This is a genomic window from Novosphingobium rhizovicinum, assembly GCF_040813635.1.
Lineage (GTDB): Bacteria > Pseudomonadota > Alphaproteobacteria > Sphingomonadales > Sphingomonadaceae > Novosphingobium > Novosphingobium rhizovicinum.
This window is the reverse complement of record NZ_JBFNXR010000054.1, coordinates 334,488-354,914: the sequence shown is the minus strand read 5'-3', so window position 1 is coordinate 354,914 and position 20,427 is coordinate 334,488. Positions and strand designations below refer to the sequence as shown.

Sequence of the window (20,427 nt, the reverse complement as noted above, 5' to 3'; positions counted from 1 at the left end):
TGTCGATGTACGTCAGACGTTTTGCGCCATGTATGCGCGCCAGCCTCCCAGGCTGGTGATGTCTTCCGCCCCCGTGATCGCGCGCGGTTCGGCGACGAAGCCCTTGACGCTGGTACCGTCGGAGAGCGTCACCGTGCCGATGGCGAGGGGTGCGGGCACTTCCACTACGAAGCTGCCGAACTCGGCTACGCCCAGTTCATAGACTTCGACCGCGATTGCCGAGCCGCTATCGCTGTGAACCAGCGCCGGCTTCGGCGGCACACTGTCCGCCATGGCGTAGAGCCGGTAGCTGGGCGCAGTCTCAAATGCGCCAACGAACTTCGCGTCGCGTGAAGTGAGCTGCCAGTGCAGTGGCATGTCCTTCAAGTGCGCGCCAACCACGGCGAGTTTCACGGTCTGCATTCTGCCCTCCAGATCGAGCGGGGGTGGGAGCGGCAGGTCCGCCGCCGTGAGATAGGCGTCCGCTGTGTCGAGCAGGGCGCGATCGGTGTCGGCGGGGCCGATAAGGGTTATCCCGAAGCCCGTGCCATTGCCGCGGGTGCCTGCGGGAACCGCAACGGCGGCCATGTCGAGCAGGTTCACGAAGTTGGTGTAGAGGCCCAGATTGCTGTTCAGCGCCACAGGCGCGGCGAGCATCTCCGCGACGCGGTAAGTCGTTCCGGTCGTCGGGAAGGCGAGCAGGTCCACGCCTTGCCACATCTCATCGGCATGGCGCTTGAGCTCGGCCATCCGGTACATGCCGTTGAACACATCCACTGCGGTGTAGTCGAGGCCTTGTTCCACCACCTCACGCACCGTCGGGTCGACGGCATCGGGGTTCTCGGCCAGCATCTTGGCCATTGCTGCAGTGCGCTCTGCCACCCACGGTCCGCCGTAAAGAAGCTGTGCGGCTTCCAACAGCGGTGGCAGGTCGACCTCCACGATCTCAGCCGAGCGCGCGAGTGTTTCGAGCGCGCGATCGTAGAAGTATTCAGCCTCGGTATCGCCAAAGAACACCCGCTGGCTGCGCCGCGGTACCCCGATAGTCTTGCGCGCCACGGGCCGGTCCGCGAGCGGTTTCGAGAAGGGGTCCTGTGCGTCGAAGTGGGCAAGGACTTCGTCCACCAGCCGCGCGTCGGCGGTGTCATCGGTGAACACAGTAATGCAGTCCAGCGTGCGGCAAGCGGGGACGAGACCGCGCGTGCTCCAGCGGCCCTTGCTCGGTTTGAAGCCGACAAGGTGCTGAAAGGCCGCCGGGACCCGTCCCGATCCCGCTGTGTCGGTGCCAAGGGCGAGCGGCACGAGCCCCGCTGCCACGGCGACGGAAGACCCCGCGCTGGAACCGCCGCTGAGGTAAGCGAGGTTATAGGCATTCCGGGGGACACCGTACGGGCTGCGCGAGCCGTTCAGGCCGGTAGCGAACTGGTCAAGGTTGGTCTTGCCGATACAGATCGCGCCGGCTTGGGCAAGCTGGTCGACCACGGTGGCCGACGCTTCCGGGCGGTAAGCGAAGGCGGGGCAGGCCGCGGTCGTATCAAGGCCGGCGACGTCGATGTTGTCCTTCACTGCAAAGGGAACGCCGGCGAGAGGGAGCGCTTCGCCGGCCGCGATACGCGCGTCAACGGCGCGTGCTGCTGCGAGGATCTGGTCGGGTGCAAAGCGATTGATCCAGATCTGCGGCTGGATCGTATCGTAGGCCTCTATACGGGCGATTGTCTCTTCCGCCACGGCCAAGGCAGTGGCGCGGCCATCATTGACGTCCGCGGCGATCCTTGCGGCGCTGCGCCGGTTCAGGGGGATCATGCGTGCCGCCTCAGAGCCAGCATCGCCGCGCCAGGCTGCAGGGACTGACGCTCCTGCATATAGAGCGCCGCAATGGTACCGGTTCCGGGACTTTCGACCGGGAATTCCATCTTCATCGCCTCCATGACCGCGATTGTGTCGCCGGCTTTCACCTCATCTCCGACCGAGACGAGCAGTTTCCATACGCTGCCGCCGAAGGGCACTTCGATCAGGTCGGCACCTTCCGGCACTTCGATCGCGGCAGAATCCGTGGTGTCGGCCTCATCCTCTGCGACACGGTCAAACTCGCCGCGCTGTTGCCACTCGGCGCGCTCCGCATCGAACGCTGCCTTGCGCTGGGCTTCGAAGGTGCCGATCGAGTCCGCGTTGTCGCGCAGGAACGCCCGGTAGTCGGAGAGCCGGAACTCGGACTGCTCGACACGGATCGCGCGACGGCCGGCGGGGAAATCGCGTCGCCATTCGGTGAGCTCTTCTGCGCTGACGGGAAAGAAGCGGATCTGGTCGAAGAAGCGCAGCAGCCAAGGCTTGCCATCGACAAAGGCATCGGTCTGCCGGTGCGTGTTCCAGACTTGGATGGTCCGCCCGAACAGCTGGTAACCGCCCGGCCCCTCCATGCCGTAGATGCACATGTAGGCTCCGCCGATGCCGACGACATTGGGCGGCGTCCAGGTGCGGGCCGGGTTATACTTGGTGGTCACCAGCCGGTGCCGGGGATCGACCGGCGTTGCGACCGGCGCGCCGAGATAGACATCGCCCAGCCCCAGGACGAGATAGCTGGCGTCGAACACGACGCTTTCCACGGCATCGGCATCCGGCAAGCCGTTGACGCGGCGAATGAACTCGATGTTGTCCGGACACCATGGCGCATCGTCGCGTACGCCGCTGATGTACTTGTCGATAGTCTCGGTGATGGCCGGATCGCGCCAGCTGAGCGGCAGGTGCACGATGCGTGAGGGTATCGCGAAATCTGCAAGATCGCCCAATCGCTCTTCTGCCGCGATCAATGCTGCGAGAGCTGCGGCCTGATCCATCGCACGGCCATCGAAGTGCAATTGCAGCGAGCGTATGCCGGGCACAACGTCGATGATGCCGGGAAGCGCTTGCCGTTCCAGTTCCTGCATCAGCGCCTGCACCCGGATGCGCAGTTCGATGTCGAGGACGATCGGGCCGTACTCGACCAAGATGTTCCGGTCGCCCTGCTGGCGGTAAACGGTGCGGGGCCGCAGTCCCTCCTGCGCAGGTAGATCGGCGAGGATCGGAGACAGGTCAGCGATAGTACGCGTTGGCAATGGTGCGGTGTGCTTTGCCCCTTCCAGCAAGGCTTGCTGTGCCGCATCGGCCAACCTGCCATCTTCGATCGTTACGGGCGCAAAGCGGAGACGATCGCCCGCTTTCAACTGGCCGATCATCCATCGATCTGCCGCGATGACCACGAACGGACATACGAAACCCCCAAGCGAGGGGCCGTCCGGGCCCAGGATGATGGGCATGTCGCCGGTGAAGTCTACGGCGCCGATGGCATAAGGGTTGTCGTGGATGTTGGAGGGGTGGAGTCCTGCCTCCCCGCCGTCCGTTCGCGCCCACTGCGGCTTGGGGCCGACGAGGCGGACGCCGGTGCGGTTGCTGTTATAGTGGACCTGCCACTCGGCACCCACAACCGTCTCGATATCCTCACTCGTGAAGAAATCCGGCGCGCCGTGAGGGCCATAGAGGACGCGGATAGTCCACTCTTCGCCAAGCGAAGGGAGGCTGATGGCGGGAAGGGCCTCTTCACCCACCTCAGAACCGATGTGCAGGGTATCGCCGGCCAGCAAACGCCGCGCAGCGTGACCGCCGAATTGCCCAAGCTCGAAAGTGGCAAGACTGTCGAGATAAGGCGCAATGTCCAGGCCGCCGGCGAAGAGGATGTAGCCGCGCATGCCACCGCCCGTTGCGCGGCCGAGTGCCAGCGTCTGTCCCGCACCGACTTCGATGACCTGACCGCGCGAAACGGCTTTCCCGTCCAGCGTGGCACCGAAATCAGCCCCAGTCAGACAGATGCGCGCGGGAGCGTTGAACAGCAGCGTTGGTCCGGTGACAGTGACCTCCAGCCCGGCAGTCCCTTCGGCGTTGCCGAGCAGGCGGTTGCCGAGGCGAAAGGATTGATCGTCCATCGGGCCCGACGGCGGAACGCCGATTGCCCAGAGGCCCTGGCGTCCTGGCCAGTCCTGTACTGTGGTCGCGGTGCCGCCGCCGATCACGCGGATGCTCCGCGGGCGGTAGACAATCCGGTCCAGTACACGTGTCGAGACTTCACCGCTGACGAATGCGTCCGTGCGCACAACTTCACGCAGCCAGCGCAAGTTTGTCTCGATCCCGTCTAATCGGCTGGCGTCCAGCGCGGCTTGCATGGCACTGACGGCTTCCTCACGCGTCGGCGCGTGGACGATCAGCTTGGCCAGCATCGGATCGTACCAGGCGCTGACGGTGCTACCCGCCATGACCCACGTTTCCGCGCGCACATCGTCCGGGAACTGAACCGAGGTCAGCGAGCCCGAAGTGGGGCGGTAATCCAGTGCCGGGTCTTCGGCATAGAGGCGAACCTGAACGGAATGGCCCTGGAGCTTGGGCGGCTCACGGTCGAGGAAGGCAAAGTCGCCTGCTGCACCGCGGATCATCCATTCAACGAGGTCGACTCCGGTGACCTCTTCGGTCACGCCGTGTTCGACCTGCAGCCGCGTGTTCATCTCAAGGAAGAAGAACTCGCGACGGTCTGCATCGTAGAGGAACTCAACGGTGCCCGCTGAGCGGTAGCGCGCCGCCTCGCCCAAGCGGATGGCGGAGGCGATCAGTTCACGACGCACCTCTTCCGGAAGCAGGGGGGCGGGTGCTTCCTCGACGACTTTCTGGTTGCGGCGCTGCAATGAGCAGTCGCGTTCACCCAAAGCCATGACACGGCCTTGGCCGTCGCCGAAGATCTGCACCTCGACGTGCCGTGCCCGACCGACATACCGCTCCAGGAAGACGCCGGCGTCGCCGAAGTTGCCTTCGCCAAGTCTCGCGACTGCCGCAAAGCTCGCGCGGGTGGTGCTCTCGTCCTCGCAGACGCGCATGCCGATGCCGCCGCCGCCGGCCGTGGCCTTGAGGATAATCGGGAAGCCGATTTGCCGCGCTGCCTTAACAGCCTCTTCCTCATCGGTGAGGAGATTGGTGCCCGGCGCAAGCGGTACATTGTGGCTGGCGGCGAGCGCGCGGGCGCTGTGCTTCAGGCCGAAGGTGCGGATGTTCTCAGGCGTTGGGCCGATAAACGCGATCCCGGCAGCTGCGCACGCTTCTGCGAACTCAGCGTTCTCCGCGAGAAAGCCGTATCCCGGATGGATTGCGCCGGCTCCGGTTGCCTTTGCGGCCTGCAGTATGGCAGCGCCGTTGAGATAGCTCTCCGTTGCGGGAGCGGTGCCGATGCACACCGCCTCGTCAGCCTGCGAGACGTGGAGCGAACCGGCATCGGCTTCGGAGTAAACGGCAACCGAGCGCAGGCCCATGCGGCGCAGCGTGCGGATGATGCGGGTGGCGATCGCCCCGCGGTTGGCGATCAGGACCGTATCGAAGCTCATGCGGCGACGATCATGCGGACAGGGGTGGGGTTGAACGCGTTGCAGGGATTGTTGATCTGCGGGCAGTTGGACACGACCACGGTCACATCCATTTCCGCCCGCAGATCCACAGTTAGGCCCGGCGCGGAAAGCCCGTCGACGATGCCCAGCGACCCGTCCGGCTCGACCGGTACGTTCATGAAGAAGTTTATGTTCGAAACGATGTCCCGCTTGCCCCGGCCTTCCAGAAGATTGGCTTCCAGGAAGTTCTCGACACAGGCGTGCTGGGCCTTGGTGTGGTGGCCGTAGCGCAGCGTGTTCGATTCACACGAGCAGGCACCGCCTATCGTGTCGTGGTAAGGAATGGCGCTCGCCGTGATGGTCATCATCGGGCGCCCTTCGTTGGAGCGCAGGACCGTACCCCCGCGCAGGAACAGATTGCCTTGTCCGGCGACGGTATCCTGGGCGCTGTAGCGCTCGCTGTCGTCGTCGCTGGAGTAGAGCAGGAAGTCGACTGCCTGGTTGCCCTCCAGGTCAACGATGCGCAGCGTCTGCCCGGCGGCGACGTGATGAAGCCATGGTGCGCGTGCGGGCACGACCTCGTCGTGAAGCACGGTGCTCGGAAGTCCGTAGAGATGGGGATCGGCGCTCATGCTGCCTGTTCCTTCCTTAGCGGCGGAAATAGTCTTCAGTGTTCTCGAAAGCTCGCAGACCCTCGGGTGTCGCATTGCGGGCAGGGTCATCCTGCGACGTCACGGGGGCGCGCCAGGAGGTGAGGCGTAGCGGCGTCACTGCGTACTCTGGCCGCGGGTCCAGCACGTGGGGGCAGTTGGCGATGACGAGGATCACGTTCATCTCGGCCCGTAAGACAATCTGGCGGGATGGTTCGAACGGGCCAATGAGTGGCGTGATAGCGCCGTCCTCCTCGATCCGGGTGCCTTTGAACAGGTTGACGCAAGGGTGGACGTCACGCCGCTGCAGGCCGTGCTTCGCCACGCCGAGCAGGAAACGGTCGCGTCCGTTCGGATAAACGCCGCTGTTGCGGCCTTCTCCATACTTCGCGGCGTTGGTCGCTGCGTTTGACGTGCCGCAGAATGTGTCATGCGTCCCCGCTTGATCCTCCAGCATGGTCATCAACACGCGGCCCATGTCGGAAAGCAGAAGCTTGCCTTCGCCCAGATACGCGTTCCACTGTACTTTGACCGTATCCGCCACGTTCAGCCGTTCGCTTGGCATGTCGGCGTTGAAGATCAGAAGCGACGCGCAGGCGTCCCCTTCGAGGTCGACAAGCCGCAGCCGGGAGCCTCGAGGCAGACGGCGAGTGGCATATCCACCCGCGCCGAGGGTTTCCTCCCAGAGGAGGTCGTGAGAGGCGACCTGCGCGGGCAGATCGTCGGCCATCGGGGGAACGGTAGGCATTGCCTCGACTACCGTGCCGGCCATCGCGCGGGCGTGATCGCGAGCTGCCGAAGGGTTCGCCAAAGTCTGATTCATTCAGCAACTCCCGAGGGTTTGCCGCCCATCCCATCCTGTTCGTGAAGGGGCGGAAGAAGGGCTGTGGTGGTCACGAGCTGAAGCTGCTGCACGCCGCGCACTCGGCGCAGGGCGTCACAAAGCTCCTTCAGCCGAACGGCGGGGCCCTGGACGAGCAGAACCTCGAGCGACTGATCCTCTTCGAGGAACACGTGCTGAGCGGAAATGACTTCCTTCAGGTAGTCCCCCTGGGTTTCGGCAAGCTGATGCCGAACCCGGCCGCGGTCAGCTCGGTAGACCAGGGTGATCGTCCCGGCGAGCATCTCATCCGGGCGGATGAAGGCTTCATGCTCAGCCAAGGCGTGGCGGATAAGTTCAGCGATGAGCTGGGACCTGGATGGCAGTCCCCGCTCTTCAACCATCATGTCGAGTTGCCGGAACAGGTCGGCAGGAAGGCTCATGCTAAGCCGGGCCAGACTGGTGTTTTCGGAACTCATGATTCATCCTCATTGTTATTACGATTGTTGTCAAGCGTAATACTGGCGGGATTTGCAGCGCTTTCGTCGGCAGGCTTGTTGAGATGCAGATCGTAGACTGCGGTGGCGCCGAAACGGTGTGGCGCGTGCGGATCGTGACGGCGCTTGTCGAAAGCCAGGACCCGTGTTCCCAGGGAGAACGCCTCGCGGATGTCATGGGTCACCATGATGATGGTGAGGGAATAGTCCCGCCACAGTTGCGTGATGAGAGCATGCATGTCGGATCGGATGCCGGGATCCAGCGCTCCGAAAGGCTCATCGAGGAGGAGAATGCGCGGGCGCTTGATGAGCGCCTGAGCGATCGCAAGCCGCTGCTGCATGCCACCGGACATCTGCGCAGGATAAAGGTGAAGGCTGTCACCCAGGCCAACCGCTGCCAGCATTGCGGCCGCCTCTTCGGTTGCAGCCCGGCGAGCCGAACCGAAAAGCCGCGCGGAGAAGGGCGCCTGCGCGCACTCAAGGCCCAGCACTGTGTTCTTAAGCGCGGACAGGTGCGGGAACACCGAATAGCGCTGGAACACCACGCCACGGTCGGGCCCGCATTCGGGAGGCAAGGGCGTGCCGTCGAGAAGGATGGAGCCACGCGATGGTGCCTCCTGCCCGAGAATGACGCGCAGGAAGCTGCTTTTGCCGGCGCCGGACGGCCCCACGATGGACACGAACGATCCGGCATCCACATCCAGACTGACCCGTTCGAGAACGACTTTGTCGCCGTACTCGACCCAGACGTCGCGAAGACTAAGGAGTGTGCTCAATGTCCGCCTCCGTGTGCCCAGGGGAAACAGCGTCGGCTCAGGAACGTGAGCAACACGTCCATCATGATCGCCAGCAGTGCGATCCAGGCGACGTAAGGGATGATGATGTCCATCGAGAGATAGCGGCGGACCAGGAAGATGCGGTAGCCAAGGCCGACGTCGGCAGCGATTGCCTCGGCTGAGATGAGGAAGACCCAGGCCGGGCCAAGTGACAGGCGAACCGCCTGCAGAAGGCGCGGCATCGCTTGCGGCAGCGCGACGCGGATCATCACCTGCCAACTGCTTGCGCCCAAGGTCTGCGCCTTGATGATCTGTTCGCGGGGAAGCGCCGCAACATGTGCTGCGATATCGCGGACCATCACGGGTGAGATGCCGATGGCGATCAAAGCGACCTTCGCCGTTTCCCCCAGACCAAGTGCGATGAACAGGATTGGTAGCAGCGCAATGGGGGGGATGACGGCTATGCCGGTCACCAGCGGACCGAACGTTGCCCGCATCGGTGGCAGGGTGCCGAGCACCAGCCCGAGCAGAAGCGCTGTGAGCGTGGAAATAGCAAGGCCTAGCCCCAGCGTTTGAAGACTGGCCAGTGTATCAGCCAGGAAGACGAACTGGCCTGTCAGCGGGTCAGGTTCGAAGATCAGGGTCTTGAGGCTGGCAACCATCGTTGCAGGCAGCGGCAGGACCTTGTCCATCGGGTTGGCTGCATGGCGCTGCGCGGCCAGGATCAGATACAGCAGCAGCAAAGCGAGTATGGGAAGCGAGCCCAGCAGTAGACGCTCGCCCTTTCGAGGCTGACGGTTCACCCAGCGCATGATTGTGTCTTTACCTTCACGAAGCCCGAACCGAGGTTCAGAGTTTCCCGTCCGCAGCCAGCCGCATGAAGCTCTCGTCGAAGCGAAGCGTCACACGCTGAGGATCGCCAAGTGTCTTTCCGCCGGGGAACGCCATACCAATCGCGTCAGCGGAGGAGGTTCCCTTAAACAGCCCCTTGGAGAAGCTGAAGTCACGCACACGCTTCATATTCGTCATCAGCGTGGGTGAGGATACGGCTTCCACTGCAGCCTGCGGCTCGGAGTAGAGGTACGTGGTCTTCAGCTGGCTTTCGAACGTCTCTTGTGTGGTGCCGGCCAGCTTGGCCATCGCAGCCCGTGCAGCCTCACCGGTCTCGTCCTGCCGCTGCATGAGAGCGATCGTTTCGTACCAGATCCCGGCAAGCGCCTTGCCCAGGTTGGGGTTAGCCTTGAGAGTGGCTGTATCGACCACGAGAAGGTCCAGGATCTCGCCCGGGATCTGAGCGGAGCTGAAAACCAGATTGGCGCCTGGCTGTGATTTCATCACGGAAAGCTGGGGGTTCCACGCGACCGCGGCAGCGACATCGGGGCTTGTGAATGCGCCGACGATATCCGCATCCGAGGTGTTGATGGTGCGAACGTCAGTGGGAGCAAGTCCGGCGGAACCCATGGCCCGCGCCAGCAGGTAGTGCGAAACGGAGAGTTCGACGAGGTTGACTTGCTTGCCTTTGAGGTCGCTGACGCTTCCCGGGCCCTTCATCACGACGCCGTCATTCCCGTTGGAGTAATCGCCCAGGATGATCGCGCTTGTGTCCTTGCCGCCTGCAGCCGGTATCGTCAGCGCGTCCATGTTCGTGACAGTAACGCCATCGAACTTGCCCGCAGTGTACTGGTTTACCGATTCAACATAGTCGTTCACCTGGACGACGTTGATCTTGATGCCGTACTTGTCGGCCCACTTCTTCACGATCCCGGCTTGCTGGGCATATGGCCAGGGCATCCATCCGGCGTAGATGGACCAGCCAATGTTGAATTCGGTGCGCGGCTCCGCCGGGCCGTCCGGCGCTCCGGAACAGGACGCCAGGAAGAGTGCTCCCGCCAGTAGCGCGACCTTGCCTGCCCTGGTTACCGCGATGACCATGATTCGTCCCCTTTCGCACTGCAGCATCAATGCAGCGGGGGCGGTTGTCCAGCGCGAATATTACGATATTCAAATTTTGTAATATCGTGTGGTCATTAGAGGAGTTCGGCGCTACACGCGGGGTTATGGCCCATCGTGCAAGGAACGCCACCATCCTTTCAAAGGATGATGGCGTTCGGCATGCAGTGAGCGCACCGTGCGCTCAGACCATTGTCTGCGACCGCGTTGTAGTGCCTTGTGCCTGATCGGCCTTCGGAGACACCCGCTGCTCGGCTGTGTCCACGAACTGGTCCTTCTTCTCACGAGCGGCGCTCATCGCCTGATCCGCCTGCTCTGAAGCCATGGTCCGCGCCTTGTCGCCGATGTTGCCAAGTGCACGGTCTTCGGCTTCGCTCTCGGGAAGAAGGCTGCCGAGGAACGCCCCGGCCGCTGCAGCCACCAGTCCGCCAATCAGCGGGTTGCTGTCGTACAGGTCCTGACTCCTTCCGACTGCCGCGCGGCCGCGACCTGCAACGGCCTTCCCGGTGTCACGACCGCTGTCTGCCCAGGCACGCCGCCGGCTCCGGAAGGATTCGGCTGCGTGATCCAGCTTCTGCCGGAAGCTGTGATCGTCATCGTCGTGCGAACGCTCAACCATGAAATAGTTCGCGCGTGCAGCGTCGCGTCGGCGCTGGTAGCTAGCAAAATCCTCTCCCTCGCGCATCTCCACCCGCTCCATGTGAGCGATGTAGTCGCGATGGTGAGGATCCACCTCATTGTGGCCATCAAGGCCGTGTTTGTGTCGCTCCCGCTTGGGCAGCTTCGCGTCGCTGTCGCTGACCAGCCAGATTGCGCCGCCTGCGAGCATGGCGAGCGCCAGCGGGTTGCGCCTGGCACCGTCAAGCAGCATGCGCGCATCGACGTCATTGCTCTCGGCCTTGTCCAGCAAAGCGTTGAGGAGATTGCGTGGAGTGAGTTGATCGCCGATCGCATCGACGGTGCGGCTCATCTCGTCCTGAGTGTTCCGAATGTCCCGCTCAATGGCGGCCGGATCCTGATTGTTCTGGTCGTTCATGGTTTAAGCTCCGTGAGTGAGGTCGCCGCGTGCAGCGTCAGGCGTGCGTTCCAGCGTGCGGCGGCTGCGATCGGGGGAGAGATGGGCGGTATCCATCTTCTTGCGTGCGCTGCTGTAGAGGATGAGAGCCACGACGAGCGTGACGACGCCCACGATCAGCGTCGCAAGGCCGAGGTTCTCGATGGCATCGCCCAGCAGGTAAGAGAACGCCATCAGGAGCACGCCCAATCCTGCGACCCCCACCACTGCGGCTCCCAGCATGGCTCCGACAGCGACTTTCAGCTCGTTGGTTGATTCACGCACCTCCGCCTGCAGCAGATGAAGCTGCTGTTCGGCCAGATGCGACCCCTGGCGGGTCAGCTGGCGGACGAGATCAACGAGGTTGTCCTGTCCGGAAGCCCCGGTCGTGTGGGTGGTTCCGCCTCCATGTTGCGTATCGGCGTTCACAGCAGCCTCCCTGATGTATGCCCCGTGCTCTGCGTTGCGACAGGCGCGGAGCCCGCATTGGCATTGCCGAAGTCCATCATCGGGCGAGACTCAGCCGCAGTCCCAAGGGCGTAGGGCTCGTACAGCGGATCGTTCTCGTGCGACGCCGGCGTAGTACCCCGCGTGGTTTGCGATTGATGCGCGCCACCGGCTTTGAACACGCGCGATGCCGCGAAGCCGAGAAGGGCGCATCCGGCGAGGAAGCTACCCGGGCGCTGCCTCGCAAACTGTTGAACATCCCCGGCCAACTGGCTGGAGTCTTTCCCTTCCACTGCCTGCGCCAACTGGTCGATGGAGCGGGCGCCTTGCTCGAGCGCTGACTTGACCCAGCCAGGCGTGTCGGAGCCCATCTCACGAGCGGCGTTGTTGAGCGCGGAAGACACGGCGTGCGCCTGTCCGGCGACCTGACCCTTTCGAGTATCGGCCTCGGATTGCAGTCGCTCGCTCGCGGCATGTTTTACTCTGCCGGTGTCTTCTCTGAGCTCATCCTTTATCCCGCTCCCTTCCTGATGATTTTCCACGGACATTTCCTTTCTCGAGTGCTTACACTGACCAAAGCCAAGGATCGTCGGCTTGTTCCGGCTGTAAGACGAGACGAGGTTCAGTCAGGGCGAACGGGATGGAAGATTTGTCCGGTGGATCTGCTTGAAGGTAGAAGCGCGCCGCCAGTATATTTTCGTGGGTGGGATTTATCGATGCTGAGTATAGCCTGTGAATTAACTTCTGGCGTTACATCTACAATCTACATGATGGTGGAACTGCGGACACGCCCAACGCACATGGCGAGGCGCAGACGGAAGATCAGAAGAGCAGGCGTGAGCCTCTCGTCACTCAGGCGCCCTCGTTCAGCGCCGCCTCAAGCGCGGGCTCCAGGCGTTTCGAGCCGGGTATGCTCAGGTGGTGACTGTCGAAGTACAGCGGCGTGCCGTCGATGTACCCCAGGCACTGGTCCGACGGGCAAAGTGTGCGGTCCGGATAGACGCGGGTTAGTTTCGGGTGTTCTCCAAGACCGTCCAGCAGAGGGATGGAGAAGCGCTGCCGACGCAGGAACCTCTTCTCCGACACCGCGAATGCCTCAGGCCTCCGGCCTTCCGCGGCGAGGCGCGCCATCGTAGATGGTATGTCGTACCCCATCTCAGGTACAGGATAGATAATGACGACCTCTTTGCCGGCATCGAGCAACTTCCCAACAAGATCATAGAGACCGCGCCTGAAAGCCTCGAGTGCTTCAGGAGTGAATTGCGGGTATTCATTGCCCGATACGTTCTGCAACACGGGAAGATCGGAGTTGGTCTCTGCAGGCCCGATCTTCGTGGCCCGGCCGCGCGAGTACAAGGACCAGCGCGCCGCGATGATCACGGTCGTGATCTCCGGGTGGCTGAGCACGTGGTCGAGGCGTTTCTGGTTGCCTGCAATACAGTTCGGGTCCGTGCCGAAGCCAATCAGCGGAGGGCAGCGAGGTGTCGCGGCATAGACCGTCCCCGGCCCAGTGCGTGCAATCTCCTGAAGGGCGCCGTAAAGAGCGCCAGCGTGGGAATCCCCCCACAAAAAGAGTGAAGCCGCATCCGGATTGCCGATCGTGCAAGGGGAGCGAGGCATGAGTTGCAGGTGAGTGGACGAGCACTCGTCCGCCAGCATGTTCTGTGATCCGGCAAAGGCTGACAGCACCCGCACCTCGTCGGGAAAACGCTCCGGGAAACCGCGTGCGAAATAGATCGTCGATCCGACAGCGAATGTTCCGGCGATCGCAGCGAGTGCCGTGGCGAACATGCGGCGCTCCTGGGGCGATTTCCGCTTCGATCCGTGCCGGAAAGGCTGTTCGATGAAACGCCACGAGAGCGCGCCGAGGACAAACGAGAGGACGATCAGCACCGCCGATTGCGGCAGCGTGGGTTCGTCGATGTTGTAATACGTGAAGAAAACGATCAGCGGCCAGTGCCAAAGGTAGACCGAATACGAGATCAGCCCGGCGGCGACCATGGGTCTGATCGCCAGCATCCGGCTCACTGCCGTTGAGCCACTTTCGCCTGCGTGGATCACCAGCATCGTTCCAACACAGGGGAGGAGTGCCGCCATTCCGGGAAATGCGGTGGTGTCGGAAAAGCCGAAAGCGGCGACCAGGATCATGCACAGCCCGGCTGTGCTTGCGATTTCTCGCCACAAGGAGTTCGTCCAGCGCGGAGCCATGCCGAGGGCGATGAGGCTACCCCCCAGCAGTTCCCAGAACCTGTAGTGTGGAAGATAGAACACCGCCGTCGGGTCCATTGGGAGCATGACGACACTTGCCGCAAGAGAGCAGAGAGCGATGGCTGCCAGCAGGGGAACTGTCGCTCCCGGCCACGCCTTTCGTACCCCCGCAAGCACGAGCGGAAAGAAGAGGTAGAACTGTTCCTCGATGGCGAGGGACCACGTGTGGAGGAGAGGTCTGGCCTCTGCGCTTTCGAAGTAGCTGCCTTGTAGCCAGAGGAAGATGTTCGATACGAAGGCGGCAGCACCCACCGCATTTCGCCCGAACGCGCGGAAGTCGCTGGGGATGAGGAGAAGTGCCGCGACGAAGGTCGTCACCGCCAGCATGGCGAAAAGAGCAGGAAATATGCGACGAACGCGCCGCTCGTAAAAACGGAAGAGCGAGAAGCGGTTCTCGGCGATATCTTGATCAAGCAGGCGCGTGATCAGGTAACCGGAAATGACGAAGAACACATCTACGCCAACAAAGCCGCCCGGTGCGATGCTCGGCCTGGCGTGATAAAGCACTACTACCAAGACGGCCAACGCGCGCAGGCCATCGATGTCGGCGCGATACTTCACTGCGCCGCCCGCGGCCGGTGGCGGAGGAGCAAGCTTGGAAGCAAGCGCTTGGGCGATAAGCATCGGATCTCCGCTCGGTAAACGTCGCCCCGTCAGCACGGCGAGGCCGGGCGAACCTATCAGTGTGGGCTGAGTACTCCATCGCTCTTCGGCGGTACGCCAACGGGGTAGGAGGGGATGGAAACCGGCGTCATGGGGATGGATAGCGCACGGGTGACGGCGGCTTTGGGTCGTCCGAGCCGACAATTTGCCCGAGGCCGTCACGAAGCGTGCGCGGACGATAGCCGAGGGCACGCATCCGGGAACAGTCGAGCGGCGCGAAGCCGCTGTCGGGATCTGCAGAGGCCGGCGCTATCATGATGAGCTCTTCGGGAGCATTGCACAGGCGCGCGACCGACCGCGCCAAATCCAGCACTGTCGTTCGTTCACCCGATCCGACGTTGAACACTCCGGTGGCACCGGAACTGATGACCAGCAGGATTGCGTGGGCAACATCCTCCACGTGAACAAAGTCAGCGCCGAACAATCCGCCATTATCCAGGTGCACGGGCTCGCCTGACGAAAATCTCTCGATGAGAGAGGCGACCAGGCCGAGCGCTCCTATGCCGCCGTAGACCGAGCTGAGCCGTAGCGTACTCAGGGCAACGCCCTTACGCATGCAAACCTCTCTCGCGTAGATTTCCTGGAGCAGCTTCGACCCGAGATAGAATCCGCGACTTACGGGCATCAGCGGGTCATCCTCCCGACGTGCGGCTCCCTTCCCTGGCGAATAAGCATTGCCGCTGGTCGTCTGCACGAGATGCCGTACCCCTGAACGCGCTGCTGCTTCTGCAAGCCTGAGCGTGCCAAAAGCATTGAGGCGCCAGCAGTATTCGGCGCTGGCCGGATCATCGTGATCGGCGGGGATAGAGGCGGCAAGGTGCACCAGCACATCGCAGCCACGGAGGGCATCGTCGGGGATCTCTGCGTCAAGGTCGAACTGGGCCGTTTCGATCCGCGGATGGGCCGGGGCTACGGGGCGACGGCTCAGCAGGCGCAAGATGTGACCCGTTGATGCCAGGCGCTCCACCAAGTGGCGGCCGATGTAACCGCCGCCTCCCGTCAGCGCGATCCGCATGTCCTCAGACCACAGCCGCAATCTGCTCTTCGGGAACGTACATTTCCTGAAGATACCGCAGGATCACGCCTGGGCGGCCCTGCGGCTGTTCGATCCGGGTCTCGTAGAGAAGCTTGCGCAGGCACATCTCCACCTCGTTGAAACCCAGCATCGCGCGCATCGGCGTGGTACCGGAAAAGCGTGCATTGATCTCAAAGACGCGGGCCGTCCCGTCCGCGTCCGTGCGGAACTGGAAGTTGGCCGGCCCGAAGGGGGCGAGTGCCTCGCCAAAGGCCCGGACCTGCTCATCCAGAGCGCTGTAGTTGCCGGCATAGGCGCGATAGGTGTTACCGTCCCTCAGGTCGCGCCGCAGCACGATTGACGCCTGTGTCTTGCCGTCGAAGACCACGACGCCTGCCGTGTATTCGGTCTCGTCACTTCCCACGCACTCCTGAACGACCAAACCCCGCCGGCCTTCCAGCGCACGATCGAGGGCAGCCTTGTCATGGACCACCGACACTCCCGCCGACCGCGCGCCGATCCTTGGCTTCACGACGAGCGGAAATCCGACTTGCTCTATCAGCTTGGACAAAGCGACCGTTTCCTCAGGCAGGGCCGAGGCAGGGGGATTGAACCCCTTGCTCTGCATGAAGCGGAAGGTGTCGAACTTGTCCTCCGCGATGGCGACGACACGCGGATCGCTCACCACCACTTTCGTGCCGAAGGTCGCCTCCAGCGATGCCCGGTGCTCCGCGAAAAAGCTGAGTTCCACGTCCGTGCCGACGAAAATGATGTCCGGGTTTTCCCGCGCCACGACCTCCCAGATCGCATCCCGGTAACCCGGCTGCGACGCCATCGGTATGCGACAGCCCCGGTCTGCCCAATAAAGACCGGAAGAAAGGGGGTTAGGGTCCACGGCGATTATCTCGGCTTTGAGCGAGCTTCCTCGCAGCGCCTTGATGATACCTTGGCCGAGGACCGCGCCGCCGCCTGTGACGAGCGCCTTCAGAGGAACCAGCTGCATAAATGGCTCTTTGTTTGGGAGGACATGGAAGTGGCATGCAGTGCGCGGCAGTGCGCCTTGCGGTCGAAGGCGACGGGGCGGGATGAGAGCGTCAGTTCATCCCTCAGTTCCGCCATCGTCCAGTAAAGCCGCTGATCGGCGCGATCACGGGGTTGCCCGAGCGAGGGCAGGGTATGGATTTCGGCAATCGGGTCGTTGTAGCGGCGGCTGCGGTGCGTGTGTCCGAAGACGCCATAGCGTGCACCGCGCGTGTAGAGCGCGGCGCTCGCTCGCCCCATGGCGGCATCGTCGTTCAGGTAAGTCCAGTCGCCGAACGCAAACGGGTTCGCGTGAGCCGTAAAGATCGGGCCGGTGCGCCAGTCCTGCTGCCAGGGCAACGCGCGTAAGGCATCGGCATCGGTGCGCTGCGCTGTCCAGTCTACGGATTCACGGAGCCACTCCGGCAGGCCGTCGCGGTATGCGCCTTTGCCGTCGGCGAGATCGAGATAAAGTTGGTCGTGGTTGCCCATCAACAGCACGGCACCATCGCGCTGCACGGCCTCGGCAGCCAGTTCGAGCGTCTCTGTTGGTGCGATGCCGTAAGTGAGGAGGTCTCCAAGTATCAGCAACTCGTCGAAACCTTCGGCCCGCGCCGCACAAAGCGCATCTTCGAAGGCGGAGGCGACGGCATGCACGTCGCTGATCATGGCGATCCTCATGCCGCATCCCTTCGCAAGGCTGAGTGCTCGTGCAGAGAGTGGCCGCGATCCGACCTGCGTGCGCCAGCGATCTCACCGTAAAGCGCCAAGTGCTCATCGGCGCAGCGGTCGATGGAAAACCGCTCGGCCGATGCGAGGCTCCCTTTCGAGAGGCTGCTGTAGAGCGCGGGGTCGCTCAGAACGTTCGCGATTGCGCTGGCGAGCGCTTCCGGGTTGCCCCGCGGTACCAGGATGCCGTTTATGCCGGGCGTAACCATCTCGCGATTGCCTGCCACTTCGGTGGCGATGATTGGCAGGGCCGACATGGATGCCTCGATCATGGCGATCGGGAAGCCCTCCCACAGCGACGAATTCACAAAGACATCGGCTTCACGCATGAGCGTGTCCACGTCACTTCGTGCCCCGGTTACGTCCACGATGTCGCTGACGGCGGCCTGCCGGACCATCTCGCGAAGGTCCTCCACCAGAGCGCCGCCCCCGACGATGCGAACCAGCGGCTGCCGCCCCTCCGCTTTCATGAGATTACGGAGGAGTACGGCCGCCTGTACCAAGGTGGCGTAGTCCTTCTGCTCCGAAGGCGTTCCCACCGCCAGAATGACGGGATCCTGGGCGGGGGCAGTTCGCGGGCGCGCAGCCTGGAAACGGCTATTGGCGGCGTTCAGGATCGTGCGCACCGGGCGACGGGCATGGCGACGGGTTTGTGCTTCGCACTGCTGGCTGATCGCCACATACCGGCTGACGATCCTGTCGAATATCCAGTACGCCTGCGGGGGAAAGCTGAGGCGGCTGTTGTGATGGGTGAGCACCACGGGAACTCGTGCACCCGCGAGGCCGAGCATCGGGACGGCGCCAGCGGTGTGGCAGTGGATCACATCCGGACGAATGGCTTGCAGGGCCTTTCGCAGCGTCACTGCGCCGGTCACGAACTTGCGCCTGTTTGCCAGCGCCATGGATCGGGTCCCGACCCCGCTCGCTTCCAGCCTTGCACGCATTTGCTGCTCGACTTCTACGGGATTGCCGACCTGAGCGGCATCGCTGAGCGAGAGGACCGTGGCTTCGTGCCCGCGCGCGGCAAAGGTCGTGGAGAGGTTCTCTACGAGCGTCTCCGCGCCTCCTGCGGTGAAGGTCGTCAGGACGGAGCAGATGCGCACAGCGCTTCCCCCTGAAACTCCATTCTTGGCAACATGCCATGATCTTCTAAGTCCACGCCGGTGGCTGCAAGCAGCGCCCGCCCATGAGCGGTGAGACCTCGGGCGCAGGCTTCCAGCACATGGTCGGCCTCTGTTGGCGACAAGACATCTCCGAAGGCCTGGGCCTTGCCGCTGCGCATCCGCAGACTCTGAGCGTCGGCGCGGTCGTATTCGTGGTCGGGTATCCCTTGCTCCTGCTCGCGTTTGCGCATCCGGTCGAACTGAGCCAACGCGATGGCGCGTTCCAGGGCGCCGTCATCTACGCTCACGCCCAGGAAATGCAGGATGCCAGTGACGGCTTCCTCGGTGTCCGAATGCAGCGCTTCGTAGCTGCGGACCAGATGCCTACGCGTGGTCAGGGCACCCGCCCAGCCGTTCGTAAACGAGATCAGAGCGGGCAAACCATAGGTTGGATCGTCAAGAAAAGCGCCAACAGGACCATCGAAGACCCGCTTGTGACGGGTCGCATGGAAGTATGCGGAGACGATCACATCCCGCGGATCGCGGACCAGGAATATGACAGGCCGATCCAGGAACAGGCGCTCGTCAAAGGGCAGATGGCTTACAAGAATGAGGGGAAGGTTGGGGCGTTTGCCAACGAACCCCTCGACGCCCCGGTGGGGGCTGCGGTCGAAGTTCGGCAGCACGCGGAACGTCGTGGCAAGGTCTGGCTGAAAACCAAGCTCCGCCAGCTCTGCAAGATAGCATGACAGAAGATAGCGCAGCCACGTTCGCCCGCTCTTCGGAAACGACACCAGAACGGCGTCTGCGCGCATGGCAGCAGCGCGCAACTGAGGCTCGTGCCAGTAGCGCCGCCGCGCCGACCGAAGGAGGGTCTTGATGTTCTGGCTCATCATTACCGCATCGCCTTCATGTTCTCGTCGATCAGTTGTTCGATCGTGGTTTCCCAGAGCTTGAGTACGCGGCTGGGCTCGAATGCGGTCATCCGTTTCCGCGCCGCATCACCCAGGCTGGTGCGCAGCTCCTCATTGCCGCACACCTGTACGAGCGCAGCGGCCAGCGCGGCCTCATCGCCGTTGCGGACAAGGACGCCGCTCTTGCCGGGCTCGATCATGTCGCTGGGGCCCCACTCGCAGTCCGTAGAGATGACAGGCAGGCCTGCCGCCATGGCCTCGCTGAGCACCAGCCCCCAGCCTTCGAAGCGTGAGGACAGCACGAAAACGTCGGTCGCGCCGATCCATCCACCCGCCTCGCGCGTGACGCCGGGGAGGAGGATCCGGTCGGTCAAGCCGAGGTGGTCCCTTTGCGCTTCGAGGGAGGCGCGCTCTGGACCTTCGCCCCAAATGATCAGGCGCCACTCCGGGATCTGAGCGGCACACCGGCCAAAAGCCTCTATGAGCCGATCGAAGCCTTTCTGTGGAACGAGCCGGCCCACCGCTCCGATAGTTGGTTGCCCAGCGTTTCGCTGAGCCGCGGCAGGCGGCAGGGTTGATGGATTGGGGATGACGAAGGCTCGTTTTCGCATGCTCGCGGGGAAGTGGCGCATCGCCCCCTCCGTCATCGTCACCAGGCCAACTGCGCGCGCATAAGTGCGCCTCCGTAGCAGTTCCCATATCGGACCTACTGTCTGAAGCGCAGGGTTGTTGCGTTCGGAAACCAGCACCGGAGGGCCGTTGCGTCCCGCTGCAAGCACGCTGAGCACATTGGTCCGCGTCAGAAAACTCACGACCAGATCGGGTGCGACGAACTGAAACGCACTGCGCAAGAGCTTCAGACGCTCGCGATAATAGCCGGCAGCGGCAAGGGGCCCCTGGCGCTTCGATTTGAGGCCGAGGGGCATGACCTGCACGGCGGGATGATGTGCATAGTAGGGCTCTGTATCCCTGTCGTCGAAGGCGAGCAGCGTTACCTTCCAGCCTTTGCCTGCAAAGTGGTTGCACAGCTGACTGACGACATGTTCCGAACCACCTGCGCCAAGGCCCTGCAGGACGAAAGCAATGCTTGGAGTGCGAGAGCGCGCCATCAACATCTGTCGGCTCCTTTCGATGCTAGTGGTGTGA

Annotated in this window: 18 protein-coding genes; all 18 read right to left on the bottom strand. The window is 63.1% G+C overall.

Going from position 1 to position 20,427, the window contains the following annotated elements; translation table 11 throughout:
* Window positions 1-12 precede the first annotated feature (12 nt).
* The 18 genes from atzF to ABUH87_RS18120 all read right to left on the bottom strand — a co-directional run bounded on the left by atzF (window position 13) and on the right by ABUH87_RS18120 (window position 20,396).
* Complete coding sequence (gene atzF / locus ABUH87_RS18205; RefSeq protein ID WP_367775545.1) at window positions 13-1,782, bottom strand: allophanate hydrolase; 1,770 nt, start codon at window positions 1,780-1,782, stop codon at window positions 13-15.
* Window positions 1,779-5,375, bottom strand: a complete 3,597-nt coding sequence (gene uca, locus ABUH87_RS18200) for an urea carboxylase (protein WP_367775544.1) — start codon at window positions 5,373-5,375, stop codon at window positions 1,779-1,781. Before uca ends, atzF begins: the two co-directional genes overlap by 4 nt.
* Window positions 5,372-6,007 carry an urea amidolyase associated protein UAAP2 gene (locus ABUH87_RS18195; protein WP_367775543.1) on the bottom strand — a complete coding sequence of 212 codons (636 nt, stop codon included), beginning with the start codon at window positions 6,005-6,007 and terminating at the stop codon, window positions 5,372-5,374. Before ABUH87_RS18195 ends, uca begins: the two co-directional genes overlap by 4 nt.
* A gap of 16 nt (window positions 6,008-6,023) precedes the next feature.
* On the bottom strand, window positions 6,024-6,848 hold the full coding sequence (locus tag ABUH87_RS18190) for an urea amidolyase associated protein UAAP1 (protein WP_367775542.1): 825 nt from the start codon (window positions 6,846-6,848) through the stop codon (window positions 6,024-6,026).
* Entirely contained in the window at window positions 6,845-7,324 is a 480-nt protein-coding gene (locus tag ABUH87_RS18185; protein WP_367775541.1) for a CopG family ribbon-helix-helix protein, read from the bottom strand. The genes ABUH87_RS18190 and ABUH87_RS18185 overlap by 4 nt, the downstream gene beginning before the upstream one ends.
* Complete coding sequence (locus ABUH87_RS18180; RefSeq protein ID WP_367775540.1) at window positions 7,321-8,118, bottom strand: ATP-binding cassette domain-containing protein; 798 nt, start codon at window positions 8,116-8,118, stop codon at window positions 7,321-7,323. Before ABUH87_RS18180 ends, ABUH87_RS18185 begins: the two co-directional genes overlap by 4 nt.
* Window positions 8,115-8,930 carry an ABC transporter permease gene (locus ABUH87_RS18175; protein ID WP_367775539.1) on the bottom strand — a complete coding sequence of 272 codons (816 nt, stop codon included), beginning with the start codon at window positions 8,928-8,930 and terminating at the stop codon, window positions 8,115-8,117. Before ABUH87_RS18175 ends, ABUH87_RS18180 begins: the two co-directional genes overlap by 4 nt.
* Window positions 8,931-8,967: 37 nt before the next feature.
* Window positions 8,968-10,050, bottom strand: coding sequence for a putative urea ABC transporter substrate-binding protein (locus ABUH87_RS18170; RefSeq protein ID WP_367775538.1), 1,083 nt, complete (start codon window positions 10,048-10,050; stop codon window positions 8,968-8,970).
* A gap of 202 nt (window positions 10,051-10,252) precedes the next feature.
* Window positions 10,253-11,104: a DUF3618 domain-containing protein gene (locus ABUH87_RS18165; protein ID WP_367775537.1), complete on the bottom strand. Its 852-nt coding sequence runs from the start codon at window positions 11,102-11,104 to the stop codon at window positions 10,253-10,255.
* Window positions 11,105-11,107: 3 nt separating this feature from the next.
* A complete protein-coding gene (locus ABUH87_RS18160) occupies window positions 11,108-11,551 on the bottom strand; it encodes a phage holin family protein (protein ID WP_367775536.1) in 444 nt (147 codons plus the stop codon).
* Entirely contained in the window at window positions 11,548-12,111 is a 564-nt protein-coding gene (locus ABUH87_RS18155) for a hypothetical protein (RefSeq protein WP_367775535.1), read from the bottom strand. Before ABUH87_RS18155 ends, ABUH87_RS18160 begins: the two co-directional genes overlap by 4 nt.
* 310 nt (window positions 12,112-12,421) lie before the next feature.
* Complete coding sequence (locus tag ABUH87_RS18150) at window positions 12,422-14,461, bottom strand: acyltransferase family protein (protein ID WP_367775534.1); 2,040 nt, start codon at window positions 14,459-14,461, stop codon at window positions 12,422-12,424.
* 127 nt (window positions 14,462-14,588) lie between these two features.
* Window positions 14,589-15,536: an NAD-dependent epimerase/dehydratase family protein gene (locus ABUH87_RS18145; protein ID WP_367775533.1), complete on the bottom strand. Its 948-nt coding sequence runs from the start codon at window positions 15,534-15,536 to the stop codon at window positions 14,589-14,591.
* Window positions 15,520-16,518, bottom strand: a complete 999-nt coding sequence (locus ABUH87_RS18140; protein WP_367775532.1) for an ATP-grasp domain-containing protein — start codon at window positions 16,516-16,518, stop codon at window positions 15,520-15,522. Before ABUH87_RS18140 ends, ABUH87_RS18145 begins: the two co-directional genes overlap by 17 nt.
* Window positions 16,500-17,216 carry a metallophosphoesterase family protein gene (locus ABUH87_RS18135; RefSeq protein ID WP_367775531.1) on the bottom strand — a complete coding sequence of 239 codons (717 nt, stop codon included), beginning with the start codon at window positions 17,214-17,216 and terminating at the stop codon, window positions 16,500-16,502. Before ABUH87_RS18135 ends, ABUH87_RS18140 begins: the two co-directional genes overlap by 19 nt.
* A complete protein-coding gene (locus tag ABUH87_RS18130; protein ID WP_367775530.1) occupies window positions 17,213-18,367 on the bottom strand; it encodes a glycosyltransferase family 4 protein in 1,155 nt (384 codons plus the stop codon). Before ABUH87_RS18130 ends, ABUH87_RS18135 begins: the two co-directional genes overlap by 4 nt.
* Window positions 18,346-19,263, bottom strand: a complete 918-nt coding sequence (locus ABUH87_RS18125; RefSeq protein ID WP_367775529.1) for a sulfotransferase domain-containing protein — start codon at window positions 19,261-19,263, stop codon at window positions 18,346-18,348. The genes ABUH87_RS18130 and ABUH87_RS18125 overlap by 22 nt, the downstream gene beginning before the upstream one ends.
* On the bottom strand, window positions 19,263-20,396 hold the full coding sequence (locus ABUH87_RS18120; protein WP_367775528.1) for a glycosyltransferase family 4 protein: 1,134 nt from the start codon (window positions 20,394-20,396) through the stop codon (window positions 19,263-19,265). Before ABUH87_RS18120 ends, ABUH87_RS18125 begins: the two co-directional genes overlap by 1 nt.
* Between the last annotated feature and the right edge of the window lie 31 nt (window positions 20,397-20,427).